Origin of the sequence: Arsenophonus nasoniae DSM 15247 (assembly GCF_000429565.1) — a bacterium.
GTDB lineage: Bacteria > Pseudomonadota > Gammaproteobacteria > Enterobacterales > Enterobacteriaceae > Arsenophonus > Arsenophonus nasoniae.
This window is the reverse complement of sequence record NZ_AUCC01000006.1, coordinates 35,714-55,404: the sequence shown is the minus strand read 5'-3', so window position 1 is coordinate 55,404 and position 19,691 is coordinate 35,714. Positions and strand designations below refer to the sequence as shown.

Annotated in this window: 15 protein-coding genes; 6 read left to right on the top strand and 9 right to left on the bottom strand. The window is 35.7% G+C overall.

All coding sequences use genetic code 11. The features are described 5' to 3' along the window. Positions 1 to 89: 89 nt before the first annotated feature. The 3 genes from G468_RS0102680 to G468_RS0102670 form a co-directional block, all read right to left on the bottom strand. Entirely contained in the window at positions 90 to 818 is a 729-nt protein-coding gene (locus G468_RS0102680; protein WP_026821794.1) for an oxidative stress defense protein, read from the bottom strand. 220 nt (positions 819 to 1,038) lie between these two features. Next, entirely contained in the window at positions 1,039 to 1,890 is an 852-nt protein-coding gene (gene mscS, locus G468_RS0102675; protein ID WP_026821793.1) for a small-conductance mechanosensitive channel MscS, read from the bottom strand. 96 nt (positions 1,891 to 1,986) lie between these two features. Continuing rightward, complete coding sequence (locus tag G468_RS0102670; protein WP_026821792.1) at positions 1,987 to 2,364, bottom strand: YacL family protein; 378 nt, start codon at positions 2,362 to 2,364, stop codon at positions 1,987 to 1,989. Positions 2,365 to 2,726: 362 nt separating this feature from the next. Here G468_RS0102670 and G468_RS0102665 point away from each other — a divergent pair, with 362 nt between their 5' ends. Next, positions 2,727 to 3,077: a hypothetical protein gene (locus G468_RS0102665; RefSeq protein WP_026821791.1), complete on the top strand. Its 351-nt coding sequence runs from the start codon at positions 2,727 to 2,729 to the stop codon at positions 3,075 to 3,077. A gap of 172 nt (positions 3,078 to 3,249) precedes the next feature. Here the strand turns inward: G468_RS0102665 and acnB are convergent, their stop codons facing one another. The 6 genes from acnB to nadC form a co-directional block, all read right to left on the bottom strand. After that, complete coding sequence (acnB, locus tag G468_RS0102660) at positions 3,250 to 5,847, bottom strand: bifunctional aconitate hydratase 2/2-methylisocitrate dehydratase (RefSeq protein ID WP_026821790.1); 2,598 nt, start codon at positions 5,845 to 5,847, stop codon at positions 3,250 to 3,252. 457 nt (positions 5,848 to 6,304) lie between these two features. Further along, complete coding sequence (lpdA, locus tag G468_RS0102655) at positions 6,305 to 7,729, bottom strand: dihydrolipoyl dehydrogenase (RefSeq protein WP_026821789.1); 1,425 nt, start codon at positions 7,727 to 7,729, stop codon at positions 6,305 to 6,307. Between the two features lie 203 nt (positions 7,730 to 7,932). Then, positions 7,933 to 9,552 carry a pyruvate dehydrogenase complex dihydrolipoyllysine-residue acetyltransferase gene (aceF, locus tag G468_RS0102650; protein WP_026821788.1) on the bottom strand — a complete coding sequence of 540 codons (1,620 nt, stop codon included), beginning with the start codon at positions 9,550 to 9,552 and terminating at the stop codon, positions 7,933 to 7,935. 12 nt (positions 9,553 to 9,564) lie between these two features. After that, positions 9,565 to 12,228: a pyruvate dehydrogenase (acetyl-transferring), homodimeric type gene (gene aceE / locus G468_RS0102645; RefSeq protein ID WP_026821787.1), complete on the bottom strand. Its 2,664-nt coding sequence runs from the start codon at positions 12,226 to 12,228 to the stop codon at positions 9,565 to 9,567. 165 nt (positions 12,229 to 12,393) lie between these two features. Beyond that, positions 12,394 to 13,164, bottom strand: a complete 771-nt coding sequence (pdhR, locus tag G468_RS0102640) for a pyruvate dehydrogenase complex transcriptional repressor PdhR (protein ID WP_026821786.1) — start codon at positions 13,162 to 13,164, stop codon at positions 12,394 to 12,396. 551 nt (positions 13,165 to 13,715) lie between these two features. Beyond that, positions 13,716 to 14,636, bottom strand: coding sequence for a carboxylating nicotinate-nucleotide diphosphorylase (gene nadC, locus G468_RS0102635; protein WP_026821785.1), 921 nt, complete (start codon positions 14,634 to 14,636; stop codon positions 13,716 to 13,718). A 493-nt stretch (positions 14,637 to 15,129) separates the two neighbouring features. Here nadC and ppdD point away from each other — a divergent pair, with 493 nt between their 5' ends. The 5 genes from ppdD to zapD all read left to right on the top strand — a co-directional run bounded on the left by ppdD (position 15,130) and on the right by zapD (position 19,687). Further along, a complete protein-coding gene (gene ppdD, locus G468_RS0102630; RefSeq protein WP_051296924.1) occupies positions 15,130 to 15,552 on the top strand; it encodes a prepilin peptidase-dependent pilin in 423 nt (140 codons plus the stop codon). Positions 15,553 to 15,568: 16 nt separating this feature from the next. Continuing rightward, on the top strand, positions 15,569 to 17,005 hold the full coding sequence (locus G468_RS0102625) for an ATPase, T2SS/T4P/T4SS family (RefSeq protein WP_034249220.1): 1,437 nt from the start codon (positions 15,569 to 15,571) through the stop codon (positions 17,003 to 17,005). Beyond that, positions 17,005 to 18,198, top strand: a complete 1,194-nt coding sequence (locus G468_RS0102620; protein ID WP_026821782.1) for a type II secretion system F family protein — start codon at positions 17,005 to 17,007, stop codon at positions 18,196 to 18,198. The genes G468_RS0102625 and G468_RS0102620 overlap by 1 nt, the downstream gene beginning before the upstream one ends. A 120-nt stretch (positions 18,199 to 18,318) precedes the next feature. After that, positions 18,319 to 18,942 carry a dephospho-CoA kinase gene (gene coaE / locus G468_RS0102615; RefSeq protein WP_026821781.1) on the top strand — a complete coding sequence of 208 codons (624 nt, stop codon included), beginning with the start codon at positions 18,319 to 18,321 and terminating at the stop codon, positions 18,940 to 18,942. Further along, positions 18,935 to 19,687 (top strand): cell division protein ZapD, encoded by a 753-nt coding sequence (zapD, locus tag G468_RS0102610; protein ID WP_026821780.1) that lies wholly within the window; start codon positions 18,935 to 18,937, stop codon positions 19,685 to 19,687. The genes coaE and zapD overlap by 8 nt, the downstream gene beginning before the upstream one ends. Positions 19,688 to 19,691: the final 4 nt, after the last annotated feature.

The window sequence follows — 19,691 nt, the reverse complement described above, 5'->3', positions numbered from 1 at the left end:
CATTCATATTTCAATCGAATGACTGACGCCCTAGTAAAAACCGGACGCCAGATATTAAGACAAGAAAATAATAATGTAGAAAACAAAAATTAACGTTTCAACTCAAAAACAACGTCAATTTGATCGGTAAAATCAATACTCTGTTGTACATAAGTTTGATTGCTATCACTGGCAGCGGCAGCTACCATTTGCGTCATCGCCTTCATTCTTGGCATTGGGTAAGGGGTTGCATCAGGTGCTCGATAATTAACACTATAAACTTTACCTAATTTAACATTAAATCCTGCCGCTAGCGCCTCTGCTTGCGCTTTAGCATTATCAATTGCTCTATTGCGTGCTTCATCACGATAATGTTTAGGATCCTTAACGCCAAATTGCACCGCATTGATTTCATTTAAACCTGCCGCTAACGCACCATCCAATAACGTATTTAGCTGATCCAGTTTATATACTTTAACTTCTACTGAACGTTCTGCGGTATAACCAATTATTTTAGATTTCTCTGCTGCTTTATCATATTCATATTTTGGCTGAGTGGTGATATTTGCTGCATTAATATCGCTACTCGCTATCCCTTTATTATTGAGAAAATCAAAATATTCTTTAACACGTTTATCAACTGCCGCTTTAGCTGATGCAGCATTTTTTTCAGTCACAGCAACATTAATTAATAAAGTTACCATGTCTGGTGTGGCTTTAATGGTTGCATTGCCTGATGTCACAATATGTGGCCCATTAGGTAAGGAGTTAGCTTGAGCAAGTAAAGGGAATGAACTCACTGACATCATCGCTAAAAATATAATCGAACTAAGCTTCACGAGACCTCCTGCACATAATTAATCAACTCTAGATAGACTATTTTCTAGCCAATAATTGTTTATTCTTAACATGATAGAATATTAAAAAACATAATAGGAAAGATTAATCATAATGAATAATTTTAATTAACGCTAACTAATGCAAGTCAATAAATTGAGAAATAGTTTACTAACCAATAAAAATATTGGTGTGAAGCCTAATCCACACCAATGTGATTGGTTAGCCATTTTGGGTTTGATATAAATGAACATCCATTTGTGGGAAAGGTATGCCAATATTATGTGCATCTAGCTGTTTTTTAAAATTTTCCATTAAGTCCCAATAAACATTCCATGCATCAGCGTTAGTCGTCCAAACACGTACGACAAAATTAAGAGAAGAAGGCGCCATTTCATGTAAACGGATAGTAACCCCTTTATCCTGCTGAATACGTTCATCTGCCGCAATAACATCGCCTAACACTTTTTTAACACTGTCAATATCCGCATTATAAGCTACACCAACCATAATTTGCGTACGCCTATTAGGTTCACGAGAGGTGTTAATAATATTGTCATTGATGACTTTACTATTGGGGATGACAACGATGCGATCATCGGCAGTGCGTAATGAGGTTGAGAAAATCTGGACATGCTCAACTGTTCCTTCTACCGAGCCTAAAATAACATATTCCCCTGACCGTAATGGTCTAAAAATAACCAATAACACGCCAGCAGCAAAATTAGATAAAGATCCCTGTAAGGCTAAACCAATCGCCAAACCGGCAGCACCTAAAACGGCGATGACAGAGGCCGTTTGCACGCCTAACTTACTTAATACTGCAATTAAGGTAAATGCAATAATGCCATAACGCACAATTGCCGATAAAAAATCTCTGACCGTCTTGTCAATACCGCGTAATGACATTAATCGATTAGTGATATGACTGATCCATCTGGCAACGATCAAACCAGCAAATAAAATAACTAATGCAGAAACGATATTTACTGCATACTGAATTAATAGATCTTGATGATTAATAAACCAACTCTTTGCCTGATCAATTGTTTCAACTACACCATTTTCATCCATCTCAATCCCTCCTTTAGGAATTAATCAATAACTAATCATAAATCAAAAACTGTCTAATCTTAGATATGAAATTGACAAAATAAAATAGCCATTTTGTCACCCTTTACTTGATGCTATTTGATAAAAAAAGTTACGATAGTTTTCCAGCATGTTAATAAAATCATCTAAACCACAAAATGCAATACTCTCACTATCGTAATAACACATCCCTTCTTCTAAATCTTCCGTCTGAAAATGTAACTGGTTAGCTCGGATCATGATTTCCTCATCATCCATGAACAATGTGTATTCACGCCCAATTTTTTTCCATTGACGACCACTACCTTTAATAGAATGATAACCTGCCTGTATCTGTTCTAACTGACATAAATCTCCTTTAATTTCCTCGTTTAACCAGTAACCAATTGCTTCATGATCCATTGAAAATCGAGCAATGACATGGCCAGTGACATCCTGCTGAAATTCATAATCCATATCGCATCCTCATCCTTTTACTCTTGTGCAACTTTTATTCGTCATTTAACAGCTCAAGATATTAATAATTAAAATAAAATACTTTATTTTTGCAATAATATAAATGCGAAGTTATTTATAGAAGTATTCACTGAAAAGTGAAGATTAGTAAGCAATGACCTGTTACCAATAACTGGGCCCAGCTTAGCTTATTCTATACCACAGTGCCATATTTAAGAGAATTTATAACCATGTTTTGTTGTAGCTATACTTCTTAATGTGTAAGCTTTAATTAAGTGTGTGAAAAACTATTTTTTCGTGAAATGGCTAAATGACTATTATTTACTATATGGAATATATCATTTTATAAAAGGATCTAAATTATGGATACAAAAGAAATTAATAATAGATTATATAAAGTTATAAATGAAGTATATATAAACGAAGCCTATAAGGATGGTAAAATTAATAATGAAGAGATTCAGAATATTCGTGACATAGCCGATCTTATTTTTGAAAAACTCGTCATTGAAGCGGCTAACACTGGTAAAAATAACGCTATAACAGCATTCCAAAAATCATGTGATGTAACAGTTCAATTAATGCAAGATTCTTTTTTTAAATTGAAAAAAGAAAATCTTAATAGCTGTCAAAAAGATCTGGTTAAAACTGCATTTAATGCACAACTTACTTATATAAAAGCAAATTTTGATCGCTTTTTTAATTCACTTTAAGCTATCTAACCTGACATTGCCTGGAAAATTAGCAACTACATAAGTAATAAGTAATAGATATAACTGTTAAAGCGGGCATAAAACTTTAGATAGCAAAATAGAATAATCTAAATCTTATACCTTATTTCTGATTACTTATAGTAAGAAATAGGGTATAAGAAAAGTCATTGTTTTAAACTGCAGACTGAAAAATTATTGTATCTGCTTTATCGGTATATTGAGGTAGTAAGTCAAAATTTAAGTATTGATAAATATTTTGGCTATTATTACCCATGCCATTTATAAATTGCAAATACTCCTCCACTGTTGGTAAATAGCCCAATAATGAAGCTACCGCTGCAAGCTCTGCTGATGCAAGAAAAACTTTGGCGCCTGTTCCTAATCGATTAGGAAAATTACGGGTAGAGGTCGAAACCACGGTTGCGCCATCCATCACACGTGCCTGATTACCCATACAGAGTGAACAACCAGGAATTTCAATTCGTGCACCACTTTTACCAAAAATATTATAATAACCTTCTTCGATTAACTTGGTCGCATCCATTTTCGTCGGCGGAGCAATCCATAAGCGAGTGGGAATTTGCCCTTTATATTGCTCTAAAAGCTCACCTGCTGCACGGAAATGGCCAATATTTGTCATACAAGAGCCAATGAAAACTTCATCAATTTTTTCATGTGCCACTGAAGATAATAAACGCGCATCATCAGGATCATTCGGCGCACATAAAATGGGTTCGATTATTTCATTTAAATTAATTTCAATGATAGCTGCATAATCTGCATCGGTATCTGCCGTTAATAATTGCGGATCAGCCAACCATTTATTCATTGAATTAATGCGACGTTCGAGAGTACGGCGATCACCATATCCCTCAGCAATCATCCATTTCAATAATACAATATTAGATTGTAAATATTCGATAATCGGTTGTTTATCTAACTTGATAGTACAGCCCGCTGCTGATCGTTCCGCCGAGGCATCTGCTAATTCAAACGCTTGTTCAACTTTTAATTGTGGTAAACCTTCAATTTCCAATATTCGACCGGAAAAAATATTTTTTTTACCTTGCTTTTCGACTGTTAATAATCCCTGCTCAATAGCATAGTATGGGATCGCATGAACTAAATCGCGTAATGTGATACCCGGCTGCATCTGACCTTTAAAGCGGACTAATACCGATTCAGGCATATCTAAAGGCATAACTCCCGTCGCCGCAGCAAAAGCAACTAAACCGGAGCCTGCCGGGAATGAAATACCGATAGGAAAACGCGTGTGTGAATCCCCTCCCGTTCCTACTGTATCTGGCAGCAACATGCGATTTAACCAAGAATGAATAATGCCATCACCGGGACGCAAAGAAACTCCGCCTCGATCCATAACAAAATCAGGTAAAGTATCATGAGTTGTCACATCGATAGGCTTTGGATAAGCAGCGGTATGACAAAATGACTGCATAACCAAATCGGCTGAAAAACCTAAACAAGCTAAATCTTTAAGTTCATCTCGTGTCATTGGCCCAGTAGTATCCTGCGAGCCAACCGATGTCATCTTAGGTTCACAATATTCGCCAGGGCGAATTCCAAGCTTATTACAAGCACGACCAACCATTTTTTGTGCTAGGGTAAAACCTCGATCACTTTGTATAACTGATTTTGCCTGACGAAATACTTCGCTGTTAGGCAAGCCCAAAGACTCTCGCGCTTTTGCTGTCAGTCCGCGACCGATAATCAACGCAATCCGCCCGCCTGCTCGAACTTCATCAAGTAAAACTTCAGTTTTTAACGCAAAGGTTGCTAATAAAGCATTAGTGGCATGACTGCGGATTTCTCCTTTATAGGGATAAATATCAATTACATCTCCCATATTAAGTGAAGTCACATCAACTTCAATCGGCAGGGCGCCCGCATCTTGCATGGTATTAAAAAATATTGGCGCAATTTTTCCGCCCAACACAACGCCACCATTACGTTTATTAGGTACAAAAGGAATGTCTTTGCCCATAAACCATATTACTGAATTGGCTGCTGATTTTCGTGAAGAGCCTGTACCGACAACATCACCCACATAAGCTAAGGGAAAACTTTTTTTATTCAATGTTTCAATCTGCTTGATGGGCCCAATAACACCAAGCTCATCGGGTATAATGCCATCACGGGCATTTTTAAGCATTGCTTGTGCATGTAGCGGAATATCGGGTCGTGACCAAGCATCGGGTGCTGGTGATAAATCATCAGTATTCGTTTCCCCTGTTACCTTAAAGACAGTTATAGTTAGTTTTTCTGCTAATGCAGGTCGCTCAAGAAACCATTCGGCATTTGCCCATGAGCATAACACTTGACGCGCATATGGGTTGCCCATGTTTGCTTTTTGTTCTACATCATAGAAGTTATCAAACATTAATAAAGTATGGGATAAGGCTTTGGCTGCTATTGGTGCCAATTGTTCATCATCCAACACATCAATTAATGGATAGATATTATAACCACCCTGCATAGTACCTAATAACTCTATCGCTTTTGTTGGGGTAAGTAAGGGGGAATATGTTTTTCCTTTTGCGATAGCAGCCAAGAAGTCAGCTTTTACATAAGCGGCTTCATCAACACCAGGAGGAATACGATTACTTAACAGATCCAATAGAAAATTTTCTTCAGTTTCAGGCGGGTTTTTTATTAATTCAACTAACTTAGCAACTTGGGTAGCATTCAGTGGCTTAGGTATTATTCCTTGTGCCGCACGTTCAGCTACGTGCTCACGGTACTCTTTTAGCACGACGTTCTCCTCAATTGATTTTAATTTATATACCTGGCTATCAATATCTCAAATAGAAAATAAAGTGCCTGGTCAGAGGAATTGGCTTAACATAATTTTACATTTATCAATTATGCCCAGTATGGAACATCCAGAATAACAGAATTTAATTATACTGTTAATTTATTTACATACCTCCAACATTCATCAAGATCAATATATATTGATACATTCTTTATCCTATCTTATTCCTATTTTACGTAAAAAAATTTATCTATTAATAGCAAAAATAGTTTGTTTTTTATAATAATTTGTAATAACTAGTTAATTTTATTAAATCACAAACTTTTCAATTGAATAAACGATTAATCTTACTTTTCAATCAAAAAAATAGCTCCCTTATTTAAATCAAATAAAGGAGCTAGTAAAAAATCAAATAATCTTCACAACAAATTTATTTTATTGAAATAAAAATAAATTATTTTTTCTTCGCCTTAGGATTAGGTAAATCAGTAATACTTCCTTCAAATACTTCAGCAGCCATACCAATTGACTCGTATAATGTAGGGTGAGCATGAATGGTCAATGCAATATCTTCTGCATCACAGCCCATTTCAATCGCTAAACCAATTTCACCGAGTAATTCACCACCATTAACACCAACGACCGCTCCACCAATAACACGATGAGTTTCTTTATCAAAAATAAGCTTAGTCATACCCTCTGAACAATCAGATGCGATAGCACGACCAGAAGCAGCCCATGGGAAAGTGGCCACTTCATAACTAATACCTTTTTCTTTAGCTTCTTTTTCCGTCAAACCAACCCAGGCAACCTCAGGCTCAGTATAAGCAATTGAAGGGATAACTTTTGGATCAAAATAGTGTTTCAAACCAGAAATCACTTCAGCTGCCACATGACCTTCATGGACACCTTTATGGGCCAACATGGGTTGACCAACAATGTCACCAATCGCATAAATATGGGGCACATTGGTACGCATTTGTTTGTCTGTGTGGATAAAACCGCGCTCATCCACTTCTACTCCCGCTCTACCCGCATCAATCAATTTACCATTGGGTACACGACCAATTGCCACTAAAACTGCATCATAGCGCTGTGGTTTTGCCGGCGCCTTTTTGCCTTCCATTGTGACATAGATGCCATCTTTTTTAGCTTCAACCGCAGTCACTTTAGTCTCAAGCATTAAATTAAACTTCTTACTTATCTGTTTAGTAAAAAGTTTAACAATATCCTTATCGGCTGCCGGGATAACCTGGTCGAACATTTCCACAACATCAATTTCCGATCCTAATGCATGATAAACCGTACCCATTTCTAAACCGATGATACCTCCGCCCATAACTAACATACGTTTGGGAACTTTTTTTAGTTGTAGAGCATCAGTAGAATCCCACACACGCGGATCATCATGTGGAATAAATGGAAGTTGGATCGGACGTGAACCTGCTGCAATAATGGCATTGTCAAAGTTTATCGTCGTTACTTCTTTTTCTCCTTCAACGACCAGTGTATTAGCGCCGGTAAATTTACCTAAGCCATTAACAACTTTAACTTTACGGGCTTTTGCCATTCCTGCTAGACCCGTTGTCAATTGACCAATCACTTTTTCTTTCCACAACCTTACTTTATCGATATCGGTTTTCGGTTCACCAAATACGATCCCATGTGCCGCCAAGGCCTTGGCTTCCTCAATAACTTTTGCAACATGTAATAATGCTTTGGAAGGAATACAACCAACATTGAGACAAACACCGCCTAATGTTGCATAACGCTCGACTAAAACTGTTTCTAAACCCAGATCTGCACAGCGAAAAGCTGCTGAATAACCCGCAGGGCCCGCACCTAGAACCACTACTTGGGTTTTAATTTCAGTACTCATCATGACCTCTTACTTTTGTTGTCCGGCGGGTCAGACGAAAAAATTTATAACCACCGAGACGTGTGTACTACAGGCAGTTTACAGAATTGTTAACATTCTTGAAAGCACTCGAACGTGATAGAACTCTCAACCTATAGGATGAAATAGAAAAAATTCTGTAACTACTAATAATAAAATAGACCGACATTCTGCCGGTCTATAAATCACATAACCAAACGGCGAATATCACTCATTAACTGTGCAATACGAGTGACGAAACGCGCTCCATCTGCTCCATCAATAACACGATGATCAAAGGAAAGTGACATAGGTAACATCAGACGAGAAATAAATTCACTACCATTCCATACTGGTTTTATTGATGAGCGAGATAGCCCCATAATAGCCACTTCTGGCGCATTAATAATGGGTGTAAAACTCGTTGTACCAATACCACCTAAGCTAGAAATGGTAAAGCTGCCACCTTGCATATCAGACGCAGTCAACTTGCCGGCACGCGCTTTTTTCGATACTTCCATCAATTCTTTTGAAAGCTCGATAATGCCTTTCTTATTAACATCACGAATAACAGGCACCACTAAACCATTTGGTGTATCAACGGCGATACCAATATGAACATATTTTTTTAATGTTAAACGCTGAGCATCCTCAGAAATCGAACTATTGAAACGAGGCATTTCCTCTAATGCTCGAGCCACCGCTTTCATGACAAAAACTAACGGTGTAATTTTTATCCCCGTTTGCAACTTTTCCATCTCTTTATTTTGCTGCTTACGGAAAGCTTCTACTTCGGTAATATCAGCATCTTCCATTACGGTCACATGCGGGATCATTACCCAGTTACGACTCAAATTAGCACTAGATATCTTTTGAATGCGACCGAGTTCAACTTCTTCAACTTCACCAAATTTACTAAAATCAACTTTTGGCCATGGTAGCATGCCTGGCAAGCCACCCGCTGTTGCCGCTCCAGCTTCAGAACGTTTTATCGCTTCTTTCACATAAGCCTGAACGTCTTCACGCAGAATGCGACCTTTACGCCCAGTTCCGTTTACCTTAGCCAAATTGATACCAAATTCACGCGCTAAACGGCGAATAAGCGGTGTTGCATGCACATACGCATCATTTTCGATAAATTCATTCTTAGTCTCAGAAATACCACTTACCCTTGCAGTAGATGAGACTTGAGGCGCTTCAGTAGATAGGGTTGCAGATTTCGTTGCTGTTTCAGCACTGCTAACTTCTGCACTGGCAGTTGGCGAAGCTACGGTGGCATCAACTGCAAAAATCATAATAAGAGAACCAGTTTTAACTTTATCACCTTTTGCAATTTTGATCTCTTTGACTTCACCAGCGAACGGTGCAGGCACTTCCATCGATGCCTTTTCGCCTTCTACAGTAATTAGTGATTGCTCAAAGGAAATTTTATCACCAACGTTAACCATTACATCAGTAACTTCAACTTCATCATTACCAATATCCGGTACAATAACTTCCTTTAATTCACTTTTTGTTCGAGCTGCATCTTTGCTATCTGCTTTCTCTGAGTTTGTATCGGAGGCTGTTTTAGCACTAGCTTCCGGTGCTTTTTCCGCTGTATCAAAAACCATGATTAACTTGCCGGTTGCCACTTTATCACCAACAGCGACTTTAATTTCTTTCACAACCCCAGCCTGTGGTGACGGAACTTCCATTGACGCCTTTTCACCTTCTACGGTAATTAACGATTGCTCAACATCAACTTTATCGCCCACTTTTACCATAATTTCGGTAACTTCAACTTCATCTGCACCAATATCAGGAACGTTAATTTCAATAGACATTGATTTTACCTCTTATGCCAGACGCGGGTTAATTTTTTCTGGGTTGATGTTGTATTTTTTGATAGCTTCATCCACCAATTTTACATCCATTTCACCACGTTTTACTAATTCACCCAACGCCGCTACTACTACATAGGAAGTATCAACCTCAAAATGATGACGGAGGTTTTCACGGCTATCTGAACGACCAAAACCATCAGTACCCAAAACACGATAATCACTTGCAGGAATATAGGAGCGGATTTGTTCTGCAAATAATTTCATATAATCTGTTGATGCAACCGCAGGCGCATCATTCATGATTTTAGCAACATAAGGTACACGAGGTGTATCAGATGGATGTAACATATTCCAACGCTCACAATCTTGTCCTTCACGAGCTAATTCGGTAAATGACGTTACACTATAAACATCAGAACCAATACCGTACTCACTAGACAAAATTTTTGCCGCTTCGCGGACGTGACGCATCATTGAACCTGATCCTAATAATTGAACTTTGCCTTTTTTGCCTTTTAGTGATTCAAGTTTATAGATACCTTTACGAATACCTTCCTCGACACCAGCAGGCATCGCTGGCATATGATAATTTTCGTTCAAGGTAGTAATATAATAGTAAACATTTTCTTGTTTCTCACCATACATACGAACTAAACCATCGTGCATAATAACAGCAACTTCATAAGCATAAGCTGGATCATAAGAGATACAGTTAGGTATGGTTAGTGACTGGATATGGCTATGCCCATCCTCATGCTGCAAACCTTCACCATTCAATGTGGTGCGCCCTGAAGTCCCGCCAATCAGGAAGCCACGCGCTTGCTGGTCTCCCGCCGCCCATAGCAGATCACCAATACGCTGAAAGCCAAACATGGAATAATAAATATAAAATGGGATCATTGGCAGGTTATTCGTACTATATGATGTAGCGGCAGCTAACCAAGAGGCACCCGCTCCCAATTCATTGATACCTTCTTGAAGAATTTGACCTTTTTCATCTTCTTTGTAGTAGGCAACTTGTTCCCGATCCTGAGGAGTGTACTGCTGTCCATTTGGACTATAGATCCCAATCTGACGGAATAAACCTTCCATACCAAAAGTACGTGCTTCATCAGCAATAATTGGCACTAGACGATCTTTAATTGAGTTATTTTTTAACATTACGTTCAAAGCACGTACAAATGCGATCGTAGTAGAGATCTCTTTATTTTGCTCAGCTAATAATTGACTAAAATCTTCTAGGCTAGGAATATCTAATTTTTCATCAAAGGTAGGATTTCGTGCCGGTAAATATCCGCCTAATGCCTGACGACGTTCATGCAAATATTTATATTCATCTGAATCTTCTTTAAAAGTAACAAAAGGCAATTTTTCTACTTGATCATCCGCTACCGGCACATTAAAGCGATCACGGAAATAACGAACCCCTTCCAGATTCATTTTTTTCACCTGATGGGCAATATTTTTACCTTCAGCAGTATCGCCCATGCCATAGCCTTTAACAGTTTGCGCTAAAATGACTGTTGGCTTACCTTTGGTGTCTTGCGCTAGCTTAAAAGCGGCATAAACTTTTTTCGGATCATGGCCACCACGGTTTAACGACCAAATTTCATCATCGGTCATATCCTTGACGAGTGAACTTGTCTCAGGATAACGATTGAAGAAGTGTTCACGAACATAAGCGCCATCTTTAGATTTAAATGTTTGATAGTCACCGTCTAAAGTTTCATTCATCAACTGAATGAGTTTACCTGATGTATCCTTGCGCAATAATTCATCCCAGCGGCCACCCCACAGAACTTTAATAACCTGCCATCCTGCACCGCTAAAGATACCTTCTAATTCATTAACAATCTTACCATTACCAGTAACTGGCCCATCAAGGCGTTGTAAGTTACAGTTGATCACAAAAACAAGGTTATCTAACTTTTCACGAGTCGCAATGGTGATGGCACCTTTCGATTCAGGCTCATCCATTTCACCGTCACCAAGGAAAGCATAAACTGTCTGATCTGCGGTATCCTTTAAACCTCGGTGTTGCAAGTATTTTAAGAATTTTGCTTGATAAATAGCACCAATTGGACCTAATCCCATCGACACGGTAGGAAATTGCCAAAACTCAGGCATCAATTTAGGATGAGGGTAAGAGGAAAGACCTTTGCCACCAATTTCTTGCCGGAAATTGTCCATTTGCTCTTCAGTGAGACGGCCTTCCAAAAACGCACGTGCATAGATACCAGGTGAAATATGCCCTTGGAAATAAACTAAATCTCCACCATTTTTATTGTTTTTTGCCCGGAAGAAGTAATTAAAACAGACTTCATATAAAGTCGCAGAAGACTGGAAGGAAGCCATATGACCACCTAACTCCAAATCTTTTTTAGAAGCTCGTAAAACTGCCATTACAGCATTCCAACGAATCGCAGAGCGAATACGACGCTCTAAATCCATGTTGCCTGGATAATCAGGCTCATCCTCTACGGAAATAGTGTTGATATAATCACAGTTTCCAGAACCTGCTGCGATATTAACGCCGCCCTTACGTGCTTGTTGTAATACTTGATCAATAAGATACTGAGCACGATCAACACCTTCTTCACGGATGACCGATTCGATCGCCTGTAACCAGTCGCGAGTTTCGATCGGATCCACGTCATTCTTCGACATATCTGACATGGTCTATTCCTTATCTATTATCTGTTTCTAATATAGTTACTGAGCCATCTTTTGAACATATTTACTAAAACCAGAAAAAAGAACAAAAGATAGTTCCTATTGCCGCAACTTTGTCTCTAATAAATCAGAGTGATAATGCAGACGCAGCAACAAAAATCTGCACTATTAAATTAAATTTTGGTATTGTTGTATTCGACGTAAAGAACGCTCACGACGTGTATGCTCACGGCTGATGTCCAGCAAAATCTCCTCAATAAATGCTAAATGACGATGTGAAGCTTCCTGTGCTTTTTCAGGTTCACGTGCGATAATCGCTTCAAAAATTTGAGTTCTATGTTTACTTACTGCGGTATGCATTTCTTTACGTGTATATAAACACTCAAAATTTTGTCTAATATTCTGCTCTAACATTGGAACCATACAACGAAGTATATGAAGTAATACGATATTATGCGCCGCTTCAGTAACAACCAGCTGATATTGCAAAACAGCCTCAACTTCAGCATTAACATCTCCACGCTTTTGGATATCCTGAATTTGTAGATGACTTATCTTAATTCGAGCCAGATCCTCATCAGTACCTCTTAAAGCAGCATAATAAGCAGCAATACCTTCAAGTGCGTGACGTGTTTCCAAAAGATCAAATTGTGATTCCATATGGCCAGATAATAACTGGGTAAGCGGATCACTAAAGCTTTGCCATAAATTTGTTTGGACAAATGTACCTCCTCCCTGTCGGCGAAGAAGAAAACCTTTTGCTTCTAGCTTCTGAATCGCCTCACGCAAAGAAGGACGAGAAACATCAAATTGCTTAGCCAACTCGCGTTCAGGTAGCAATTTTTCTCCTGGGCGCAATATTCCTTCAAGAATTAAATGCTCAAGGCGCTGTTCAATGACATCAGATAATTTAGGTTGGCGAATTTTGCTATAAACCATATTTACAATTGGCCACTCATATTTTGCGTAAATATTTATTTAACACTACCAAAGTCAATTGGTAATACCAATTTATCCTAGATGTACATAAAGTAACAAAGTATTCACCAGCTGTCCATAAAAGCTTAAATTTAACCTTAAAAAACTTGTACTTTTTGATAAGGATTTTTAAAAATTCAAAAAAATGATAGTTTCAGTTTATTTTTAAGCAGCAATGTTAATTTTTTATATATATAATTAATCAACTGAAACATTAATATTTGCATTTAATCAAAAAAATTAATCAATATTAATGAATGAATATTTAATGTAGCAATTAAAAACACAACAAGTTTTTATAAATTATATTAATGTTTTTCAGTAAAAATGATTGATAGAATTGATGTTAAAAAATACTTAATTCAAAAAATAGATACAGTAATTAAGAAAGTTTAATTAATGTCAGTATATCATCTTGATATTTATATAAGTTAACTTACTAAATACTTAACTACATAATGTTGAATTAAGGTAAATTAATTGCTATCTCATTATTATGCTTGAATAAATAGCTAAGATATTTTAGCAATACCATCCAGCGTCTGATTAAATCTCATAGAAAGATCTATTGCGGTAATATTTTTAGTTAATGCACCAACAGAAATATAATCTACCCCCGTCTTAGCATACTCTTTTAATGTTTTTAGCGTGATATTACCAGATACTTCGAGAGCTACCCTTCCCTTAGCAATCACTACCGCTTCTTTCATCATAGGAATAGTAAAATTATCCAACATAACAATATCTGCTTTTGCTTCTACTGCTTCAATTAATTCATTTATATTTTCAACTTCAACTTCGATAGGAACATTTGTATGCGCTAAACGCGCTTTTTTAATTGCTGAAGTAATATCACCTGCTGCAATAATATGGTTTTCTTTAATTAAATAAGCATCAAATAAGCCTAACCTGTGATTAAAACCACCACCACAAAGCACTGCATATTTGAGCGCGGTTCTTAAACAAGGTATAGTCTTACGCGTATCTAACAACTTTACTTCTGTGCCTTGCAATATATCAACATAACAAGCTGTTTTGGTAGCAACACCAGATAAAGTTTGGAGGAAATTAAGCGTAGTCCTTTCAGCGATTAACAGTACATGGGCATCGCCCTCAATCGTACAAAGCATCTGACCAGATTTTATTTTATCGCCATCCCTAACCTGCCATCTAAGCTGAACAGATTGATCAAGTTGGTTAAATATCTCCTCGACCCAACGCATTCCACAAAAAATACCATCTTCACGGGTAATTATTTTAGCAAAAGCCAACTGATTTTTTGCTAACAATTGCCCACTAATATCACTCTCTATATTTATACTTCCACCTAAATCCTCTTGTAATGCGAAAGTAACATTAGCAGGTATATCTTGGTGTAAACGTTCTAATAATTGTTCCTTACGTCGCTTCACATCATGATTGATAAGTACCATTACAACTCCTCAATATTTATAGTAATAATTTATTACTAAAATTTACCCCACAGTATTGTATAAATATTTCTAGTAAATTTTTTTATTAATTTACGTCAACCTAATACGTTACTACAACATATAAAATCTAAATAGAGATTTTTTCTGCACAATTAATATAAATACTTTGCTAATAAAAACGCTTTATCTTAAAAGTAAATAAATAATACATTTTACAAAATATATGACAAATATATATTCCAGATGAGCTATCATAAATTTTTATTTATTTCTGCCATAAGCAAACTTACAAATGATGGCTAATATTAGGAAATTTATTTCAATAAAAAATAGCCAAACTAATTATTTGTGAGATTGCTCGAATTTATTTTTTTTATTTTCAACATATAAAAATAATATTTAGAACAATATTCTAATATTTTATTTTCTCATTGTTATTTTTTCTTACCCTTGTACATCATCACGTTATCTTCAATCGATAATGGAAAATATGATGAAACAACAAGGATTTTCACTAATGGAAATAATGGTAGCAATTGCAATTATTGCAGTTCTTAGCGCAATTAGTATTCCGAGCTACAAAAGTTATATGCAAAAAGCTTCTCTAACTGACATGTTGCAGTTCATTGTGCCTTATAAAATGCATACCGAACTGTGTGGATTTGAAAATGGGCATTTTACAGGTTGTCACAATGGCGTATCTTCAATTCCAACAAGTAAGACCGGAAAATATGTCAGTGATATTGAAATGAAAGACGGAATAATTAAAGTTGTTGGTACAAAATCACTAAAAGATTTAACTATAACGTTAGAGCCAACGTTATCTACAACCGAAAATCAAGTGAGCTGGAAAGTTTCTTGTGAAAGTATAGATTCCGGATTAAAAAAACATTGTGCAGACACTTTTAGATTCTAAAAAATAGGGCTCAATTATGACTTTTATAACAGCTATTCCTAAGAATTTTAATCTTATCGAAGATGAATTAAAAAAACTTTGTTATCGTCACGATATTGTAATGATAGAATTCAATTCAAAAAAACTTTCCATTGCAAGTTATAAAAAACCTAATGACAAACTGTTAACAGCACTGCGTTTTATTTCTAGTGTGCCTGTTTGTTATGATATCTGGCCAAAAGAAAAAATTGAGCATTATTTTAATCGCTGTAATCATGAAGTTGAAATACAAGAAGAACCTATACGTTATGATCCATCAATCAATAATGAAGACAAACCTAATTCACCAGCAGTAAACTATGTTGATTATCTTATTGCATCTGCCATTGAAAAACGTGCATCAGATATTCATATAGAGCCCTTTAAGAGCGCTACCAAAATCCGTATTAGAGTTGATGGTAAATTATTTTATGTTCCTTCTCCGCCAGTTGAAAATTGTGCAGAAATATTTGCTCGATTAAAAATATTAGCAAAATTGAATATTGCAGAAAAACGCTTGCCTCAAGATGGGCAACTTGAATGGATAAGCTATGATATCCACTATGCTATTCGCATTTCAACATTGCCAACACTCTATGGTGAAAAAATAGTTTTAAGAATATTAAATACTAAAAACCATTATTCTTTAGAACAATTAGGTATAAAAAATAATTTACTCTCAATTTTGAAACAAAAACTTTCTTTGCCGCAAGGAATGATTCTTATTACCGGGCCAACAGGAAGTGGTAAAACCGTAACGCTTTATAGCTGTCTTGAATATCTTAATCAAAGTGAATTAAATATTTCAACAATTGAGGATCCTGTCGAAATCCCGATAAAAGGAGTTAATCAAATACCTGTAAACGAAAAAATAGGTTTAAATTTTTCAACTATTTTAAGAGCATTACTTCGCCAAGATCCTGATATTATTATGGTAGGTGAAATACGCGATCAAAAAACAGCTGAAATTGCTATAAAAGCCGCCCAAACCGGCCATTTAGTATTATCAACACTTCATACAAATTCAACGAAAAACACATTAGAACGACTAGAAAATTTAAATGTATCTCCACATTTAATAAATTCTTGTGTGAAGTTGATTATTGCTCAGAGACTTGTTAGAAAATTATGCCCTAGCTGTAAACGTCATGAAGAAAAGCCTATTACAATTCAAAATGATAACATTGAAACTGAAATTACGTCCTGGCAGGCTATTGGATGTGATCATTGTTTTGGTGGATATTTAGGTCGAACCGCAATTTATGAATTTTTAGAGCTTAAAGAAGAAACTGTAGCTACACAATTTTATCAGCTACCAGTAAAAACAGAGAAAATACCTTTTGTTAGTTTATTTGCTTCTGGATTACTTCTAGTCAAAGCCGGCATAACAACACTAAAAGAAGTATATGAAGTAACCGGACAGGAGATAATTTAGTGAATTTTATCTATAAATATCTAGCAATTAACACGCGGGGAATATTAATAGAAAATTATAAAATATCTCATTCTAAACAGGAGGTTTTTGAATATATTCTCAAAAACAATTTAATACCTATTTCAATTAAAATCAGAGAAATTGCGCTATATACCACAAAAATTCTTAGCTATCGATTGCATTTTATGTATCAACTTAGTGTATTACTTAAATCCAATATTTCTTTAATTCAAAGTCTAAATATTATTCAAAAAGAATGTCATATGTCGGTCTGGAAATGTATATTAGCAGAAATCATTAAACGTATTAATCAAGGGGAAGCATTCTCTGCGACATTAAAATGTTATCCTAAACTTTTTCCAGAAATAATTTATCGCCTAATAGAAATAGGTGAACATACCAATAGCCTCGAAAAAAATTGCCAACTTATTTACCAACAACTTCAACAACAACAAATATTAAAACAAAAAATAACTAAAGCGTTACAGTATCCTTGCATTATTTTAATTATTGCTTCAATCGTGGTTTCACTAATGCTATTTTTCGTTTTACCTGAATTTAAAGCAATATATCAAACGTTTAATGCCCAACTTCCAATAGCAACTAGATTACTTATCATCATTTCTGATAAAATTGCTGATAATGCTTTGTATATTGTTGTTACCTTAGTTTGTATTTTTTGGGGGTATTTTATACATAGGAAATATTCGCCAAATTTAATTAAACGAGAACAAAAATTCATCTTACATTTACCATTACTTAATAAACTCATTTGTTGGCAACAACTTTACTATTTTTTTCAAACTCTCCATATTACACAAAAATCAGGATTAACATTATTAGAAGGATTCGAGTATGTATTAAAAACACTAAAACATCCCGTTTATCATGATGCTATTCATTCTATATATCAAAAAATTCAGCGAGGTATTTCTTTTAGCGAAAGTATAAAAAGAGAAAAACTATTCCCATATTTATGCTTGCAATTTATTACTGCCGGAGAATTATCAGGCAATTTAACATTATTTTTAGAAAAATTGGCTAACTGGTATCAAGAAAATCTGCTTAACTATGTAAATAAAAAGATAAAATTAATTGAACCTATGCTAATACTAATACTCGCAGTTGTAATCACTGGATTATTATTCACTATGTATTTGCCGATTTTTAATTTAGGTAATATTATTTCTTAAGTAATCAATGTAACAATAAAATAAAAAATATTATGATGTTCAAACCCGTTATGATAAACATAAAAAATTAACGGCCTTTGTTTGGAGTCTTTAATTTATATTTATTGAAAGAGAGGATGCATGAGCTATATTGTTGCTCTGACAGGCGGGATCGGAAGTGGAAAAAGCACCGTTTCAGATAAATTTGCATCCTTAGGAGTACCAATTATTGATGCAGATATTATTTCAAGACAAATTGTTATGCCTAATACTTATGCCCTTAATATGATAAAACAACATTTCGGTTCGACTATTCTCAATAACGATGGCTCTTTAAATCGTGCTAAATTAAGAAAAAAAATATTTAGTGATCCAGTAGAAAAAAATTGGTTAAATGATTTGCTTCATCCATTAATACATCAAGAAACACAACGCCAGCTAACTTTACTTGACTCCCCTTATGTAATTTGGGTTGTCCCGTTATTAATTGAAAATAATCTAGCACACCTTGCCAATCGCGTGCTAGTCATTGACGTAACACCTGAAGAACAAATTGCTCGAATAATTAAACGTGACGGTATTAGTCAGCAAGAAGCAAAAAATATTTTATCTAACCAAGTTAGCCGAACAAGGCGCTTACAAAAAGCTGATGATATAATTATCAATTACGATAACAACTTAACACTTGATGAAACTATAGCGAAATTACATCAGAAATATTTGCAATTAGCTATGAATGCTTGTCAGGAAACACATAATGAGTAATACTATTTCTACTATTATTTATGAACATCCATTAAATGAGAAAATGCGCTCTTGGCTACGCATGGAGTGTTTACTTCAGCAACTTATTGACTTAAAGAACATCAACTCATTAGCTACTGGGTTAGCTTTTTTTCGTGCAGTTTCTGAATTAATCGAAGTATTAGATCGCAGCGATATACGTGCAGACATTATCAAAGAATTAGATAAACAAAAAAATAAACTTAATCAATGGTGCAGTGATCCCCACGCAGATAAAACATTGATTAAAAATCTTCTAAAAGAACTCCAAGAAAATCTCACACTATTAAGAGAAGCACCACGCATTGGTCAGCACTTACGGCAAGATAAAGTTATTAGTATTGCTCGCCAGCGTTTAAGTATACCTGGAGGTTGTTGTAGCTTTGATTTACCGGCCTTACATTTATGGTTAAATACTCATAAAAAAGAAATTGAGACTAGAATTAACTTTTGGATTGATGGCATCCTTCCATTACGTTCTGCTTTAAATATGCTATTAAATTTGATCCGCAAGTCTAATACATTTACTAATCAAAAAAGCTATAATGGTTTCTATCAAGGCAGCGTAGAAAATGCGGATCTTATCCGAATAAAATTACCGATAAATCTATCCTTATATCCTCAGATTTCTGGGCATAAAACACGTTTTGCTATCCGCTTCTTACATGAAGACAGCGAAAATGGTATTGTACCTGATGAATTACCATTTAAATTAGCCTGTTGTTAGGAGT